13 protein-coding genes and 1 pseudogene are annotated in these 15,507 nt (G+C 72.0%); 5 read left to right on the top strand and 9 right to left on the bottom strand.

Going from position 1 to position 15,507, the window contains the following annotated elements:
• Positions 1-232: 232 nt before the first annotated feature.
• From ACFYOB_RS25710 to mshD, 3 genes are all read right to left on the bottom strand, one after another.
• Entirely contained in the window at positions 233-1,180 is a 948-nt protein-coding gene (locus tag ACFYOB_RS25710) for a CHAD domain-containing protein (RefSeq protein WP_388563185.1), read from the bottom strand.
• Positions 1,161-3,440, bottom strand: coding sequence for an RNA degradosome polyphosphate kinase (locus ACFYOB_RS25705; RefSeq protein ID WP_388563183.1), 2,280 nt, complete (start codon positions 3,438-3,440; stop codon positions 1,161-1,163). Before ACFYOB_RS25705 ends, ACFYOB_RS25710 begins: the two co-directional genes overlap by 20 nt.
• A 282-nt stretch (positions 3,441-3,722) precedes the next feature.
• A complete protein-coding gene (gene mshD / locus ACFYOB_RS25700; protein ID WP_388563181.1) occupies positions 3,723-4,655 on the bottom strand; it encodes a mycothiol synthase in 933 nt (310 codons plus the stop codon).
• Positions 4,656-4,824: 169 nt separating this feature from the next.
• Between mshD and ACFYOB_RS25695 the strand changes: the two genes are divergently transcribed.
• Positions 4,825-6,639 (top strand): bifunctional metallophosphatase/5'-nucleotidase, encoded by a 1,815-nt coding sequence (locus tag ACFYOB_RS25695; protein ID WP_388563179.1) that lies wholly within the window; start codon positions 4,825-4,827, stop codon positions 6,637-6,639.
• 102 nt (positions 6,640-6,741) lie between these two features.
• Here the strand turns inward: ACFYOB_RS25695 and ACFYOB_RS25690 are convergent, their stop codons facing one another.
• Positions 6,742-7,527 carry an alpha/beta fold hydrolase gene (locus ACFYOB_RS25690; protein WP_388563177.1) on the bottom strand — a complete coding sequence of 262 codons (786 nt, stop codon included), beginning with the start codon at positions 7,525-7,527 and terminating at the stop codon, positions 6,742-6,744.
• Between the two features lie 124 nt (positions 7,528-7,651).
• On the opposite strand from ACFYOB_RS25690, the gene ACFYOB_RS25685 reads away from it, so the two are divergent.
• Complete coding sequence (locus ACFYOB_RS25685; protein WP_388563175.1) at positions 7,652-8,221, top strand: TetR/AcrR family transcriptional regulator; 570 nt, start codon at positions 7,652-7,654, stop codon at positions 8,219-8,221.
• Between the two features lie 78 nt (positions 8,222-8,299).
• Entirely contained in the window at positions 8,300-9,175 is an 876-nt protein-coding gene (locus tag ACFYOB_RS25680) for a phosphatidylinositol-specific phospholipase C (RefSeq protein ID WP_388563173.1), read from the top strand.
• Here ACFYOB_RS25680 and ACFYOB_RS25675 read toward each other — a convergent pair.
• From ACFYOB_RS25675 to ACFYOB_RS25655, 5 genes are all read right to left on the bottom strand, one after another.
• Positions 9,155-10,594, bottom strand: coding sequence for a sensor histidine kinase (locus tag ACFYOB_RS25675; protein ID WP_388563244.1), 1,440 nt, complete (start codon positions 10,592-10,594; stop codon positions 9,155-9,157). The two genes, ACFYOB_RS25680 and ACFYOB_RS25675, sit on opposite strands and share 21 nt — an antisense overlap.
• 5 nt (positions 10,595-10,599) lie before the next feature.
• Positions 10,600-11,334 (bottom strand): response regulator transcription factor, encoded by a 735-nt coding sequence (locus ACFYOB_RS25670; protein WP_388563171.1) that lies wholly within the window; start codon positions 11,332-11,334, stop codon positions 10,600-10,602.
• 50 nt (positions 11,335-11,384) lie between these two features.
• Positions 11,385-12,533, bottom strand: a complete 1,149-nt coding sequence (locus ACFYOB_RS25665; protein ID WP_388563168.1) for a S1C family serine protease — start codon at positions 12,531-12,533, stop codon at positions 11,385-11,387.
• A gap of 163 nt (positions 12,534-12,696) precedes the next feature.
• Positions 12,697-13,719: a LacI family DNA-binding transcriptional regulator gene (locus ACFYOB_RS25660; protein WP_388563166.1), complete on the bottom strand. Its 1,023-nt coding sequence runs from the start codon at positions 13,717-13,719 to the stop codon at positions 12,697-12,699.
• Positions 13,720-13,742: 23 nt separating this feature from the next.
• Complete coding sequence (locus ACFYOB_RS25655; RefSeq protein ID WP_388563164.1) at positions 13,743-14,570, bottom strand: response regulator transcription factor; 828 nt, start codon at positions 14,568-14,570, stop codon at positions 13,743-13,745.
• A 491-nt stretch (positions 14,571-15,061) separates the two neighbouring features.
• Here ACFYOB_RS25655 and ACFYOB_RS25650 point away from each other — a divergent pair, with 491 nt between their 5' ends.
• Positions 15,062-15,316: a MoaD/ThiS family protein gene (locus ACFYOB_RS25650; RefSeq protein WP_328926396.1), complete on the top strand. Its 255-nt coding sequence runs from the start codon at positions 15,062-15,064 to the stop codon at positions 15,314-15,316.
• Positions 15,317-15,325: 9 nt separating this feature from the next.
• Positions 15,326-15,507, top strand: a pseudogene (locus ACFYOB_RS25645) (hypothetical protein); the annotation flags it as partial.

Below are 15,507 nucleotides of genomic sequence, written 5' to 3'. Positions count from 1 at the left end.
CTTCCAGAAGCCGCCGGCCGCTTTCTGAATCGGGGCGGCGTGCGAAGAGGACTGCGTCGGTTGCCCGGGTGAGCCGTCGTTCCGTTCGGCGACCCGCTCCGTGCACGACTGAAATTAGGCAGAACAGGTGAAGCGGCCGACCGGGGAGAGTGAACGGATGGTGAACCGTGGCGGACGACCCGGTGCGTTCCGGCGGGTCCGTACACAGGCGTAATCATCCGTTACCCTGCCGTTATCTCGGCGTGACCGCAGGCTCGGGGAGCCAGATCTGCCGGAAATCGAAGCGCGCGGCCTCGGCCTCGTGGCGCTGGTCCGCGTGCAGGACGCCCAGGGCGTACGCCGTGGCCGGGGCGATGCGCGGGGTGCGCGCCGCGGTCGCCGAGGCGGCCGCCGCCTCGGCCGCGTCGCGGTGGCGGTCCAGGGCCTCGCCCGCCGCCGCCGCCCGCGTCACGTCCTCGCCCAAGGCTTCCCGGGCGTACCGGTGGACCCGCAGGAGGCGGCGTACCTCGTGCCAGCGGCCGTCGTGGTCCGCGTTGTACGGGTGCGTGTCCTCGGCCGGCGGCAGGGTCGTGACCGCGGCCGACAGACGGGTTTCGGCCACCGCTGCCAGTGGGACCAGGACGTCCTCCACCCGCCCCCGGGCCGCGACCGAGTCCAGCGGGACCTCGGAGGCGAGCACCGCGACCGCGTCCGCCACCGCGTGGAAGCGGGCGGAACCGAGCGCCTGGAGCGTGGCCGAGTGGGAGCGGGTCCGGGCCAGGGTCAGCTGGCGTTCCAGCAGCGCGCCCGCCCGTGCCGAGCCCACCGTGAGCGCGCCGGCCGAGCCGCGCGGCGCCGGGACCTCGGAGCTCCCCGACAGCCGGTGCAGCGCGTCCATCAGCCGGTCCAGCCGGGCGGCGTACGCGTGCTCGTCGGCCAGGGTCGAGGACAGCCACACCAGCTCGGTGCGCAGTCCGTCCGCCCAGGAGGACTCGGTCACCACCCGGAAGGTGGCCAGGGATCCGCTGATCCGGCGCGCAGCCCCCCGCAGGCTGCGCGCCGCATCACTGCCCTCCGCGGCATCCGCCCCGCTCTCCTCGTGCAGGCGCAGCCCGCGGAGGAAAGCGGTGGCCTGGGCCCGCAGGTACGCGCCGAGCACGTCACCTGCGCATGCCGTCGATTCATGGTTTGGCTGAGCCACGCCGGCGCCTCCGGGCGTCTATGAGCATCTCCTGTACGTGCCGCAGCGGCTGGCCTTCCGCGTCCGTGCTGTGCCGGGTCCATTCGCCGTCCGGGCCCAGGTGCCAGGAGGAGGTGGCGTCGGACATCCCGGTTTCCAGCATCCGGTCCAGGGCCGCGCGGTGGGCCGGGTCGGCGACCCTGACCAGTGCCTCGATACGACGGTCGAGGTTGCGGTGCATCATGTCGGCGCTGCCGATCCACACCTCGGGCTCGCCGCCGTTGCCGAAGGCGAAGACCCGGGAGTGCTCCAGGAAGCGGCCGAGGATCGAGCGGACCCGGATGTTCTCCGAGAGCCCGGGGACTCCTGGGCGCACCGCGCAGATGCCGCGGACCCAGATGTCGACCGGGACGCCCGCCTGCGAGGCCCGGTACAGCGAGTCGATGAGGGCCTCGTCGACGATCGAGTTCATCTTCATGCGCACGTACGCGGGGCGGCCGGCCTGGTAGTGGGCGGTCTCCTTGTCGATCCGGGCTATCAGTCCGTCGCGCAGCGAGCGCGGCGCCACCATCAGCCGGCGGTAGGTCTCGCGGCGCGAGTAGCCGGACAGCCGGTTGAAGAGGTCGGAGAGGTCCGCGCCGACCTGCGGGTCGGCGGTGAGCAGGCCGAGGTCCTCGTAGAGCCGGGCGGTCTTGGGGTGGTAGTTGCCGGTGCCCACGTGCGAGTAGCGGCGCAGCGTGTCGCCCTCCTGGCGGACCACGAGCGACAGCTTGCAGTGGGTTTTGAGGCCCACCAGGCCGTAGACGACGTGGCAGCCGGACTCCTCCAGCTTGCGGGCCCATTTGATGTTGGCCTGCTCGTCGAAGCGGGCCTTGATCTCGACGAGCACGAGGACCTGCTTGCCGGAGTCGGCGGCGTCGACCAGGGCGTCCACGATCGGGGAGTCGCCGGAGGTCCGGTACAGCGTCTGCTTGATCGCGAGGACGTCCGGGTCGGCCGCGGCCTGCTCCAGGAAGGCCTGCACCGACGTGGAGAAGGAGTCGTACGGGTGGTGCAGCAGCACGTCCCGCTCGCGCAGCGCGGCGAAGATGTCCGGCGCGGACGCGGATTCGACCTCGGCCAGGTCACGGTGGGTGCCGGCGATGAACTTGGGGTACTTCAGCTCGGGCCGGTCCAGGGAGGCGATCCCGAAGAGCGCCGTCAGGTCCAGCGGGCCGGGCAGCGGGTACACCTCGGAGGCGTTGACCTTCAGCTCCTGCACCAGGAGGTCCAGTACGCCCGGGTCGATGGACTCCTCGACCTCCAGGCGCACGGGCGGGCCGAAGCGGCGCCGCATGAGCTCCTTCTCCAGGGCCTGGAGGAGGTTCTCGGCGTCGTCCTCCTCGACCTCCAGGTCCTCGTTGCGGGTCACCCGGAACATGTGGTGCGCGAGCACCTCCATGCCGGGGAACAGCTCCTCCAGGTGCGCGGCGATGACGTCCTCCAGCGGGACGTACCGGTGCGGGGAGGCCTCCAGGAAGCGGGAGAGGATCGGCGGGACCTTGACCCGGGCGAAGTGGCGGTGGCCGCTGACCGGGTTGCGCACGACCACGGCCAGGTTCAGGGAGAGGCCCGAGATGTACGGGAACGGGTGCGCGGGGTCCACGGCCAGCGGGGTCAGCACCGGGAAGATCTGGTTGCGGAACAGGGTGAAGAGGCGGGCCTGCTCCTTCTCGGTGAGGTCCGGCCAGCGGATCAGGTGGACGCCCTCCTCGGCCAGCGCCGGGCAGATGTCCTGCTGGAAGCAGGCGGCGTGGCGGGCCATGAGCTCGCGCGAGCGGGTCCAGATGAGGTCCAGCACCTCGCGGGGCTGCAGGCCGGAGGCCGAACGGGTGGCGACGCCGGTCGCGATGCGCCGCTTGAGGCCTGCCACGCGGACCATGAAGAACTCGTCGAGGTTGCTCGCGAAGATCGCCAGGAAGTTGGCGCGCTCCAGGAGCGGGGTCGTCGGATCCTCGGCGAGCTCCAGCACCCGCTCGTTGAAGGCCAGCCAGCTGCGCTCGCGGTCGAGGAACCGGCCGGGCGGGAGCTCGTCGCCGTCCTTGTCGTCGTAGGCGTCCAGGTCGGCGTCGAGATCGGGGTCCAGATCGATGTGCGGGCGGTGCGCGGCGATGGAGCCAATCCGCGCGTGTGCGCCGGTGACGGCCGTGTTGCCTGCGGCCGTGTTGCCTATGGCGCCGGACGTGTGAGACGGGTGCTGGGCGGGGACCTCGGTGGGGCCTGCGCTGGACTTGTGGCTCATGACTCCATTCTTCCGCGCAAGCGGGAGGACAGGCGCGTCGGAAGTGTCGGCCGTCAGTCGGAGTCGGGGGTACATGCGGGGAGGGTCGCAAGCGCGTCTGAATGCCCGGTTAATGGCGTGTGGCTTCCCGGGTCTGCCGGGGTGCACGACTGCGTCCTGCCGGGGGTGGGGTGGGCCGGAGCGCGTGCCGGTGCGGCGCCGTCGCCGCGTGCGCCGCCCCCGGGCCGCCCCCGGGCCCTCCCTCCGGACGCGGGGACCCCCCGGGCGGCGCCGCGGCGCCGCTCAGCTCTCCGTGCGGTACATCAGGTCGACCTCGTGGGTGGTGAAGCCGAGGCCCTCGTAGACGGCGAGGGCCGCCGGGTTGTCGGCGTCCACGTACAGCATCGCCGTCGGCAGGCCCGCGGCGGCGAGGTGGCGCAGGCCGACCGCCGTGAGGGCCTTGCCGAGGCCGCCGCCCTGGGCGCCGGGGCGTACGCCGAGTACGTAGACCTCGCCCAGCTGCTCGGCCTCGTGGATCTTCGTCCAGTGGTAGCCGACCAGCTCTCCCTCGCGCTCGGCGAGGAAGAAGCCCTTGGCGTCGAACCACGGCTGGGCGATCCGGTCGCCCAGGTCCCGCTGGGTCAGCGAGCCCTGCTCGGGGTGGTGGGCGAAGGCGGCCGCGTTCGCCGCGAGCCAGGCCGCGTCGTCGGTGCCGGGCACGAAGGTCCGTACGGTGACACCCGCCGGGAACACCGGCTCCGGCAGCGGGTCCGCGTCCGGGCCGAGCGGCCGGCGCAGCTGGCGCAGCTCGCGGAAGAGGGTCAGGCCGAGCACCTGGGCCAGGTGCCGGGCGGCCGACTTGCCGCCGTGGGCCCACACCCGGATCCGCTTGCCGGAGGCGGCCAGCAGGGCCGTGCCCAGCGCCCGTCCGTGGCCTCGCCCGCGCAGCGCCGGGTGGACGACGAGCTCGGCGGCCGGGGCCTCCACCGGGTCGGTGTCCTCCAGTTGCCCGTATCCGGCGAGGCGGCCCTGCTCGGTGAGGAGGAAGTGCCGGATGCCCTCGCGCGGCCCTCCGCGCAGCTGGAGCCGCCCCTGCTCGGACACGGCCGTGGTCCCGTCGGTACGCGCCGCGTCCTCGATCAGGGCGAGCACGGCTTCTGCCTGTTCCTCCGTCAGCTCGTCGAGGGTCTCGATCTGCCGTCCCGGCTCCAGGGCCGCTGCTGCTGCGTCAGTCATACCCCGAGCCTACGACCGCCAGGGGTGCATGGCGGAGTGCGCCCCAGCGGCGATCCGTCTTCTGCACGTAACCAGCTCGATACCGGTTACCCCCTGTCGTGCTACGCGCGTTGACAATAGGCTGCGGCGGACCTCCCAAGTTTGTCTCGCTGTCCACAAAGGGGAATAAATGTCAGCGACGCCACAACGGCACCACCGCGCCCGCAGGTTGACCCTCACCGCCCTCGCCGTCACGGCCGGGGCCGGGGCGATGGTCGCCGCCGCACTGCCGGCCGGAGCCGCGAGTGGTGGCGGTGCCGCCAAGAGCCGGACCGTCGACGTGCAGCTGCTGTCGTTCAACGACTTCCACGGCACGCTGGAGCCCCCGCAGGGCTCCTCCGGCAATGTGACCGAACGTCAGGCCGACGGCACCACCAAGGCCATACCCGCGGGCGGGGTCGAATACCTCGCGACCAGCCTGCGCGAAGCCCGCAAGGGCCACGAGTACTCCGTCACCGCAGCGGCCGGTGACATGATCGGCGGCAGCCCGATGCTGTCCGGGCTCTTCCACGACGAGCCGAGCGTCGAGGCGCTGAACAAGCTCAAGCTGGACGTCACCAGCGTGGGCAACCACGAGTTCGACGAGGGCAAGACCGAGCTGCGCCGCATGGCGTACGGCGGCTGCCACCCGGTCGAGGGCTGCTTCGAGATGGGCAAGGAGTTCACCGGCTCCGAGTTCAAGTACCTCGCCGCGAACGTCACGGACGAGAAGACCAAGCGTCCGCTGATGAATCCCACCTTCATCTGGAAGAAGGGGGACGTGAAGATCGGCTTCATCGGCGTCACCCTGGAGGGCACTCCGGACGTCGTGACCGCCGAGGGCGTCAAGGGCCTCAAGTTCGGCGACGAGGTCGAGACGATCAACAAGTACGCGGCCGAGCTGAACAAGCAGGGCGTGAAGTCGATCGTCGCGCTGATCCACGAGGGCGGTCTGCCCGCGAACGGCGCCTACAACTACGACTGCGACGCCCCGGGCGCCGGCGCCGGCGTCTCGGGCGCGATCGTGGACATCGCCAAGAACGTGGACCCGAAGGTCGACGCCCTGGTGACCGGCCACACGCACCAGGCGTACGCCTGCAACATCCCCGACCCGGCGGGCAACCCGCGCATGGTGACCTCGGCCGCCTCCTACGGCCGGCTGTTCACGGACACCACCCTCACCTACGACCGGCAGACCAAGGACATCGTCCGTACGCCGGTCAGCGCGCCCAAGCCGGTCAACAAGGTCGTCACCCGGGACCAGCCCAAGGCCGCGGACATGACCGAGCTGATCCAGCGCTGGAGCGCGCTGGCGGCCCCGGTCGCCAACCGCCCGCAGGGCTTCATCTCCGCCGACATCCCGGGCCGCGGCTCGGAGGCGTACGAGAAGCCGCTGGGTGACCTGATCGCTGACGCGCAGCTCGAAGCGCTGGCTCCGGCCGACAAGGGCGGCGCGCAGCTGGCCATCATGAACCCGGGCGGCATCCGTGCCGACCTCGCGTACAAGGCCTCGGGGGCCGAGGGCGACGGCGTCGTGACGTACGGCGAGTCCTACACCGTCCAGCCGTTCAACAACCTGATGAACATCGTGGACCTGACCGGCGCGCAGCTGATCACCGCGCTCCAGCAGCAGGTCAGCGGGCCGGTCAACGGTCCGAACCCGAAGATCCTTCAGGTGTCGAAGGGCTTCACCTACACCCTGGACATGACGAAGACGGGTGCGGACCGCATCGTCGTGGACTCGGTGAAGCTGAACGGCGCGGCGATCGACCCCGCCAAGACCTACCGGGTCGCGATGAACGAGTTCCTCGCGGGCGGCGGTGACGGCTTCACCGTCCTGAAGGAGCACAAGAACAAGCTGGTCGGCGCGCCCGACCTGGAGTGCTTCAACGCCTTCCTGGCGAAGTCGACGGCGGCGACCCCGATCGCCCCGCCGGCGGCGGGCCGGATCACGGTCGTCAAGTAACACCCGCGTACAGCACGCCCGGAGGGGCGGTGGGCCCGACGGCCCGCCGCCCCTCCGGCTTTTCCGCTCCGTACCCCCGTACCGGAGCGGTCGGCCGGGCGGTCAGAGGGGGGACAGGAACGCCGCGACGGCCTCGTGGACGCCCTGCGGGTCGGTGAAGGGCACGAAGTGGTCCCCGTCCAGCGGGGCGTACGAGGTCTTGGGGCGCCGGGTGACCATCGCGTCGGCGGTGCCCTGCGGGAGCGCCTGGCTGCTGGTCCCGTGGATCAGTACGGCCGGGCAGGTGCTCGCGAGCCAGGTGTTCCAGTGGTCGCCGCGGCAGGATTCGACGGAGTCGAGCATGTCCTGCGGGTGGAACGGCAGCCGCCAGCCCTCGCCGGAGGGGAGCGGGCGCAGCGCCTGGGCGACGAACAAGGAGCCCACGGGCCCGGCGGCGTCGAGGAGTTCCTCGCGGGTGGCCGCGGTGTACCGCATGCCGCGGAGGAAGTCGAAGAGGCCCCCCTCGGTGTTCGGATCGATCTCGACGGTGGCGTCGATGCCGATGAGGGCCGAGATCCGGTCGGGGTGGGCGGCGGCCAGGTGGTAGGCGTTGAGCCCGCCGAGGGAGTAGCCGAGGAGGGCCACGGGGGCGTCGAGGCCCAGGTGGTCGAGCAGGGCGACGGCGTCGGCGACGTAGCCCTCGCGGGTGTAGTCGGGGGCGCGGTCGGAGTCGCCGTGGCCGCGCTGGTCGGGGGCGATGACCCGCCAGGTGTCGCCGAGGTGCTCGGCCAGGCCGGCGAAGGCGAGGCCCTCGGACATCCCGCCGTGCAGGGCGAGCAGCGGGCGGCCGGTGCCGCCGAAGTCCGTGTAGGACAGCGTCCGGTCGTCGATCTTCAGCTCGTGGCGCATGGCGTTGCTCTCCCCTGTGTGCTGGTCGGTGGGCCGGTCATCAGCCTGCCAGGATTTGGGCAAGCGCGCAATACGCACGTCTAGCGCGCCTGCCCAAAAGTGTGCGCGCGGATACGATCCCGGCATGGGAAATCGCGAGGACCTGCTGGCCGGAGCCCGGCGCTGCCTTGAGCAGAAGGGCTATCTGCGCACGACCGTGCGCGATATCGCCACCGCCTCGAACGTGAGCATGGCCGCGATCGGCTACCACTTCGGATCGCGCGACGCCCTGCTCAACCAGGCGCTGTTCGACGCCATGGAGGAGTGGGCCGCCGGGTCGGGCCGGCTCGCCGGGCAGGGGGACACCGCCGAGGAGCGGTACGCCGACACCTGGGACCGCAAGATCCGGGACTTCGGCGAGATGCGCTGGCTCTGGACCGCCTCCGTCGAGGCCTTCGTGCACGCGCAGTCCCAGCCGGAGCTGCTCGCGGTCCTGGCCGAGGGGCAGCGGCGCAACCGGCGCATGGTGGCCGCTGTTCTGGCCGGGGTGTCCGAGGAGGAGGTCACCGAGGAGGACGTACGGTCCCTCGGTTCCCTGCACATCGCGCTGCTGACCGGGGTGATGGTGCAGAGCCTGACCGACCCGGAGCAGGCCCCGAACGGCCGCGAGCTCGCCCAAGGGCTGCGCAGGATGGCCGAGTTGCTCGAAAGCTGACCTCTACCGACGGGTAGTAAAGCCCGGTGCCGCACGCCATAATCCGGTGCCACCAACCGGGTCGGCAAAGGGGCGGGCATGGCACTGGATCGTCGGGCATTTCTGATCGGAGCGGCCGCGGCCGGCGCGGGGGCGGTGATGGGGACGGCGGTGGCGACACCCGCCGCCGCCGGCACGCTCGGCACCCAGGACTGGATGGCGGGTCTGGCCGACTCCACCGCCCTCCAGCGGATGACCATCCCCGGCACGCACGACTCCGGCGCCCGCCAGGGCGGTCTCTACGTCGCCTGCCAGAACACCTCGATCGCCGAGCAACTCGACTCGGGCGTCCGGTTCCTCGACGTCCGCTGCCGCGTGACGGGCGGCTCCTTCGCCATCCACCACGGGTCCTTCTACCAGAACCTGATGTTCGGCGACGTGCTCGTGGCCTGCTGGAACTTCCTCGCCGCGCACCCCACCGAGACCGTGCTGATGCGGCTCAAGCAGGAGTACTCGACGGACAGCGACGCAACCTTCCGCGCCGTCTTCGACGACTACCTCGACCACCGCGGCTGGCGCCCGCTGTTCCGGATCGCCGACACCCTGCCCTCGCTCGGCCAGGCCCGCGGCAAGGTGGTCCTGCTCGCGGACAACGGCGGCCTGCCCGGCCTGCGCTACGGGGACGGCAACGTCTTCGACATCCAGGACGACTGGAACGCCGAGCCGTTCGCCAAGCGCGGCAAGATCGAGAACCACTTCCGCAAGGCCGTCCAGCAGCCCGGCAAGCTCTTCGTGAACTACACCAGCACCTCGGCGTACATGCCGCCCCGCTGGAACTCCGACCGGCTCAATCCGCAGGTGCACGCCTTCGTCGACGGCGGGGAGCTGGCCGGCCGGACCGGGCTCGGGATCGTCCCGATGGACTTCCCGAACACCCGCTCCGGCCTGGTCGCCTCACTGATCCGGCACAACTGACGGCTCGGGCGGCGGCGGCGTCGGCGCCCCCGGGATGCGGAGCACCGCCTCCGTGCCCGGGCCGCCGCCAGCCGCCGCCCGCAGCTCGGCGCTCCCGCCCGCGCGTGCCACCGTACGGGCCACGATCGACAGGCCCAGGCCGCTGCCGGGCAGGGCGCGGGCCGACGGGGAGCGCCAGAACCGCTCGAAGACGTGCGGCAGGTCCTCGGCCGGGATGCCCGGACCGTGGTCCCGTACGGTCAGCTCGCCCGCCCGCAGCGTCACCTCGACCGCGCCGCCCGGCGGGCTGAACTTCACCGCGTTGTCCAGGACGTTGACCACGGCCCGCTCCAGGGCCGCCGCCTCGCCCCGTACGTACCAGGGCTCCAGGGCGGAGCTGAAGTTCAGCTCCGGACCGCGCAGCCGGGCCCGGGACAGCGCGGCCCCGGCGATCTCGTGCAGGGCCACCACCTGGAGCGGGCCCGGGGACACGGCGTCCGGGCGGGACAGCTCCTGGAGGTCCCCGATCAGCGCGGCCAGCTCCGTCATCTGTGCCTTGACCGAGGCCAGCAGCTCCCTGCGGTCGTCGGGCGGGATGGCCCGGCCGGTCTCCTCGCTGCGCGCGAGCAGCTCGATGTTCGTACGCAGCGAGGTGAGCGGGGTGCGCAGCTCGTGCCCGGCGTCGGCGATGAGCTGGGCCTGCCGGTCCTGGGAGGAGGCGAGCGCGGCGGTCATGGAGTTGAAGGACCGCGACAGGCGGGCGATCTCGTCGTCGCCCTCGTCGGGGATCCGTACGGTCAGGTCCTCGGTCCGGGCGATGTGCTCGACGGCGCCGGTCAGTTCGTCGACCGGGCGCAGCCCGGTGCGGGCCACCCACAGCCCGGCCGCGCCCGCGCCGAGGACGCCGATGCCGGAGACGAACAGCAGGATCCAGGCCAGGGTGGACAGCGGCTTGTCGATGTCGGCGAGCGGCTTGGCGACCGCGATCGCGAAGAGCGGGCCGCCGGGCTGGGCCCGCGCGGGGATCGTGTAGACGCGCATGCCGACGCCGTCGTCCGTCGTCTCGTCGTGCAGGACCCTGCCGAGCCGTCCGGCCGCCACGTCCTTGTCGGTCTGGGTGACCGGCAGGTCGGTCCGGCCGCTCACCCAGCAGTGACTGCCGTCGGCGGCGAGGATCTGGACCGTCGGGTTGAGGTTTCCGGCGATGTCCGGCTGGGCTTGGGCCGGCGGGGACGCACAGCCCTGGTTCAGGCGGCGGAGCACCTGCTCGCTCGGGTTCGTCGCCCGCAGGGACTGGTCCAGCTGGTTGCGGAGCTGGGTCCGCACCATCACCCAGGAGACCGCCGCGACCGCGGCCACGGCGAGCGCCACCGCCACCGTGACCAGCAGAGCCAGGCGGGAGCGCAGCGGGAGGGCGCGGAATCTGGCGGCCGGGTTCATGCGGCTCACTCGGGCCCGCTCTCGCCGGCGCGCAGGACGTAGCCCACCCCGCGCACGGTGTGGACCACGCGCGGCTCGCCGCCCGCCTCGGTCTTGCGGCGCAGGTACATCACGTAGACGTCCAGGGAGTTGGAGCTGGGCTCGAAGTCGAAGCCCCAGACGGTCTTGAGGATCTGCTCGCGGGTCAGGACCTGGCGCGGGTGCGCGAGGAACATCTCCAGCAGGGTGAACTCGGTACGGGTCAGCTCCACCGGGCGTCCGGCGCGGGTCACCTCGCGGGTCGTGAGGTCCATGCGCAGGTCGCCGAAGGTCAGCGCGTTCTCGTGGCCCGCCTCGCCGGCCTGCGGGACGGCGTAGGAGCTGCGGCGCAGCAGGGCACGGACCCGGGCGAAGAGCTCGTCGAGCTCGAAGGGCTTGACGAGGTAGTCGTCGGCGCCCGCGTCCAGGCCGGTGACGCGGTCGCCGACGGTGTCGCGGGCGGTGAGCATCAGGACCGGGGTGACGCTGCCTGCGGCGCGCAGCCTGCGGGCCGCCGTCAGGCCGTCCATCCGGGGCATCTGGATGTCCAGGACGATCAGGTCGGGGGCGTACGAGGCCGCCTTGTCGAGGGCGTCGAGCCCGTCGACGGCGGTCTGTACGGCGTACCCCTCGAAGGCGAGGCTGCGGCGCAGGGCCTCGCGTACGGCCGGCTCGTCGTCCACGACGAGGATCCGCTGCTGGTCGCCTTCGGCCGGATTCATCTCGGTCCCCCAGGGGTGGTTTTCGGTGGCACGTACCAGGATCCAGGGTCTCAGTAGGAGGTGCCGACGCCGCCTGCGGCGCTGCCGGAGCCGCTGCTGCCGGAGCCCGTGCCGGTGCCGCCGGAGCCGCCCTTGCGGAGGGAGTCCAGGTCGGCCTTGATCGTGTTGACCGGGATGGCGAAGCCGAGGCCGACGCTGCCGGCGGAGGAGCTGTCGCCTGCGGGGGAGTAGATCGCGGAAGGCATGCCCACGATCTCGCCGTTGAGGTTGACGAGGGCGCCGCCGGAGTTGCCGGGGTTGAGGGAGGCGTCCGTCTGGATGGCCTTGTACGAGGTGGTCTCCGACCCCGTGTTCCCGTTGAACTGCTGCCCGCCGTACGAGAACGGCCAGCCGTCGTTGCCGCCCTGGCGCTGCGGCGACCGCTGCTCGGACTTCGGGACGTTCACCTCGCGGTCGAGGGCGGAGACGATGCCGCTGGTGACCGTGCCGGTGAGGCGGTCGGGGGAGCCGATGGCGACGACCTGGTCGCCGACCTTCAGGCTGCCGGAGTCGCCGAGCTGGGCGGCCCTGAGACCCCTCGCGCCCGCCAGCTTGATCAGGGCCAGGTCCTTGTCCGGGTCGGTCCCGACGGTCTTGGCCTGGTACTTCTTGCCGTCGCTCATCGTCACCTGGATCTCGGTGGCGCCGCTGACGACGTGGTTGTTGGTGACGATCTCGCCGTCGGCGGTGATGACGATGCCGGAGCCGGTGCCCTGACCGGAGCCGGTGCGGGTGTCGATGCGGACCACGGACGGGCTGACCTGCTCGGCGACGCCGGCGACGGTGCCGCTGCTGGACTGCGAGACGTTGGTGCCGTTGACGCCGCCGCCCCGGGCGGCGTTCTGGGAGCCCATCAGCTGCTGGACGGCGGCCGCGGTGCCCCCGCCGACCACGGCCGCGGCGAGGGCTACGGCGGCCAGCAGCGCGACCGGCCGCTTGGCGCGGGGGGCGGCGTGCGTCGCCGGGACCTGGGCCGTCGGAGCCGCCGGGACGGTCTCCCCCTGGATGACGACCGGGGGCTGGTGCGCCTCGTGCCACCCCGGCGCGGCGGGCGGGTACACGGGCGGCGGCGGGTAGCCGCCTGCCGCGGCGTGCTGCGCCGGCTGGGTCGGGCGGTTCTCCTGCGGGTACTCGCCTTCGCGGCGGAAGCTGTCGGTCATGGTGATGACTCTGTCCGCGGTTCATGAGAGCTTCCTGAGTCCCCGCTGAGAAGCCCGACAGAACCGCGTATGCCCGATATGAATCCGGACGGCGGTGCCCGGCGCCGACCGGGCCGGGCACGCCGTCCGGGCCGGGCATGCCGTCCGGCTCACCGCCGGACGGCTAACGGCAGCCGCAGGACCGGCGGATCACCAGCGCCGACGGGAACTGCTTGAGCCGTTCCCGGCGGGAGCCGGCCACGCGCAGGGCGTCGTCCAGGACCAGGTCCACCGCCGCGCGGGCCATCGCCGGGCGGTCCGAGGCGATGGTGGTGAGGGGCGGGTCCGTCAGGGCCGCTTCCTTCACGTCGTCGAAGCCGGCGACGGCCAACTCCCCCGGCACGTCGATCCGCAGCTCGCGCGCGGCCCGCAGCACGCCGATGGCCTGGTCGTCCGTGGCGCAGAAGATCGCCGGCGGGCGGTCCCGGCCGGACAGCACCTCCAGGGCCACGGTGTAGGCGTCGTAGCGGTTGTACGGGGCCTCGAAGAGCCGGCCCTCCACCGAGCGGCCGGCCTCCAGCATCGCCCGCCTCCAGCCCTCGACGTGGTCCGCGACCGGGTCGCCGACCGACGGGGTGTTCTCCACCCCGCCGATGCATGCCACGTACGCGTGCCCGTGCTCCAGCAGGTGCCGGGTCGCGAGCTGCGCGCCGCCGATGTCGTCGGTGATCACCGCGACGTCGTCGATGGCCTCGGGGCGTTCGTGCAGCAGCACGATCCGGGCGTCCCACGCCTCGATCTCCGACGCCGCGCGCTCGCTCATGCCCTGGCTGACCAGGATCAGGCCCGAGACCCGCATCCCGAGGAAGGCCCTCAGGTAGTGGACCTCGCGCTCGTCGCGGTAGTCGGAGTTCCCGACGAGCACCATCTTTCCGCGCTCGGCGGCGGCTTGCTCGACCGCGTGCGCCATCTCCGCGAAGAACGGCTGACGGGCATCGGGGACGATCATGCCTATGAGATCGGTGCGCCGCGAAGCCATCGCCTGGGCGACCCGGTCCGGGCGGTAGCCCAGATCCTTGATCGCGGCGAGGACACGCTCGCGCGTGGCCGGGGCAACCGGCCGGGGTCCGTTGTTGATGACGTAGCTCACGACGGCGGTAGAGGTACCCGCAAGTCGCGCCACGTCATCCCGCGTCACCTTGGCCACGCGGGAAGTCTACGCGGGGTGACCTACCTCTGGGCAGGGCGTCCTGCCGAGTGGATGCTCACAGGGTCTTCCGCCGACTGGGTGACCGCCGCGCCGGTCTGCCCGCCCGTCTGCCCGCCCGTCTGTGCGGCGGCCTTCGCCGCTGCCTTCGCCGCCGCTTCCGCCGCCGCCCGCTCGACCTTCTCGGGCGTGACGAAGCGGTAGCCGACGTTGCGGACCGTACCGATCAGCGACTCGTGCTCGGGACCGAGCTTCGCGCGCAGCCGCCGTACGTGGACGTCGACCGTCCGGGTACCGCCGAAGTAGTCGTAGCCCCACACCTCTTGCAGCAGCTGGGCCCGGGTGAAGACCCGGCCCGGGTGCTGCGCGAGGTACTTGAGCAGCTCGAACTCCTTGAAGGTGAGGTCCAGCACCCGCCCCTTGAGCTTGGCGGAGTACGTCGCCTCGTCCACCGACAGGTCGCCGTTGCGGATCTCCATGGGGGAGTCGTCCGAGCCCAGCTGCTGGCGGCCGGTGGCCAGCCGCAGCCGCGCCTCGACCTCGGCGGGACCGGCGGTGTCCAGGAGCACGTCGTCGATGCCCCAGTCGGCGGTCACGGCCGCGAGGCCGCCCTCGGTGACGACCAGGATGAGCGGGCAGCCCGGCCCGGTGGAGCGGAGCAGCTGGCACAGCGACCGCACCTGCGGCAGGTCGCGGCGGCCGTCCACGAGGATGACGTCGGCACCCGGGGTGTCCACGAGGGCCGGGCCCTCGGCGGGGGCCACCCGCACGTTGTGCAGGAGCAGGCCGAGGGCGGGCAGCACTTCGGTGGACGGCTGCAGGGCGTTGGTCAGCAGCAGGAGTGAGCTCATGCCCGACCACCCCGCCCGGTGCCGGTCGGTCGGTCGAACATGGTTCGCTGGTCCATCACGTCGGTTCCTCCTCGGTCCCGTCGAGGACGTGCGCGGTACTGCTTCGTACGTGGTGTCGCTGTGCGGTGTCCGCCCGGCCCCGCGCCCTGGGGCCCGGACGGATGCCGTCGTTCTCGTTCGTTCTCGTCTGTTCTCGGTTCGTTCAACGCGCTGAAAGCACAAAAGGACCCGGGGGCAACGTTGCCCGGATCCTCTTCCCAGCAGAATAGCCCACCGGCCCTTACGTGGCCGAGGTCTGTGTTCCTTCCCATTCTGTGGTTCCTGCCACGCCCCTGCCCTGCGTATGCCCCGGTTTCACCGGATCGGGGGTCCGCCGAGCGGTACCGCCGAGCCTGCCGGGCGCATACGGGGCGTGCGCAGGCGCACCGGAGTGCGGGGTGGGAGGGGTCATGATGGAGGCCGACGGTAGAGAGCCGACGATAGGAGCTGCAGTGGCAACCGGAACCATCCGCTACTGGGCGGCGGCCAAGGCCGCGGCCAAGACGGCGGAGGAGCCGTACTCGGCGCGCACACTGGCCGAGGCGCTCGACGGCGTGCGGGAACGCCACCCCGGGGAGCTGACCCGGGTCCTGCTGCGCTGCTCCTTCCTCGTGAACGATGAGCCTGTGGGCAAGCGCCCGCACGATTCCGTCCTGCTGACCGAGGGGGGCACCGTCGAGGTGCTCCCGCCGTTCGCGGGCGGGTGAGCGGGAGCCATGAGCACGCCTGAAGAACAGCAGCACCAGCAGCACCAGCAGCAGGAGTACGCGCAGCAGCAGGACCCGTACGGGACGCAGACCTGGCAGGCCGACACCTGGGACACCGGCTATCAGCCGGTGCCGCCGCCGCCGGGCGGGGTGCCGGGGCAGCAGGCCGCGCCCGAGGGCTGGTTCCGCGA

It is taken from the genome of Streptomyces sp. NPDC006463, assembly GCF_042870715.1.
Classification (GTDB): domain Bacteria; phylum Actinomycetota; class Actinomycetes; order Streptomycetales; family Streptomycetaceae; genus Streptomyces.
Note: the sequence above shows the minus strand (reverse complement) of the source record. Positions and strands in the feature narration are given on the sequence as shown.

Coding starts and splice junctions, on each gene's coding strand:
- ACFYOB_RS25690 (WP_388563177.1), bottom strand. CDS start 7,527: ATGCGCCACGAGCTGAAGATCGACGACCGGACGCTGTCCTACACGGAC.
- mshD (WP_388563181.1), bottom strand. CDS start 4,655: ATGACTGACGCAGCAGCAGCGGCCCTGGAGCCGGGACGGCAGATCGAG.
- ACFYOB_RS25665 (WP_388563168.1), bottom strand. CDS start 12,533: ATGACCGACAGCTTCCGCCGCGAAGGCGAGTACCCGCAGGAGAACCGC.
- ACFYOB_RS25675 (WP_388563244.1), bottom strand. CDS start 10,594: ATGAACCCGGCCGCCAGATTCCGCGCCCTCCCGCTGCGCTCCCGCCTG.
- ACFYOB_RS25705 (WP_388563183.1), bottom strand. CDS start 3,440: ATGAGCCACAAGTCCAGCGCAGGCCCCACCGAGGTCCCCGCCCAGCAC.
- ACFYOB_RS25670 (WP_388563171.1), bottom strand. CDS start 11,334: ATGAATCCGGCCGAAGGCGACCAGCAGCGGATCCTCGTCGTGGACGAC.
- ACFYOB_RS25655 (WP_388563164.1), bottom strand. CDS start 14,570: ATGAGCTCACTCCTGCTGCTGACCAACGCCCTGCAGCCGTCCACCGAA.
- ACFYOB_RS25685 (WP_388563175.1), top strand. CDS start 7,652: ATGGGAAATCGCGAGGACCTGCTGGCCGGAGCCCGGCGCTGCCTTGAG.
- ACFYOB_RS25680 (WP_388563173.1), top strand. CDS start 8,300: ATGGCACTGGATCGTCGGGCATTTCTGATCGGAGCGGCCGCGGCCGGC.
- ACFYOB_RS25695 (WP_388563179.1), top strand. CDS start 4,825: ATGTCAGCGACGCCACAACGGCACCACCGCGCCCGCAGGTTGACCCTC.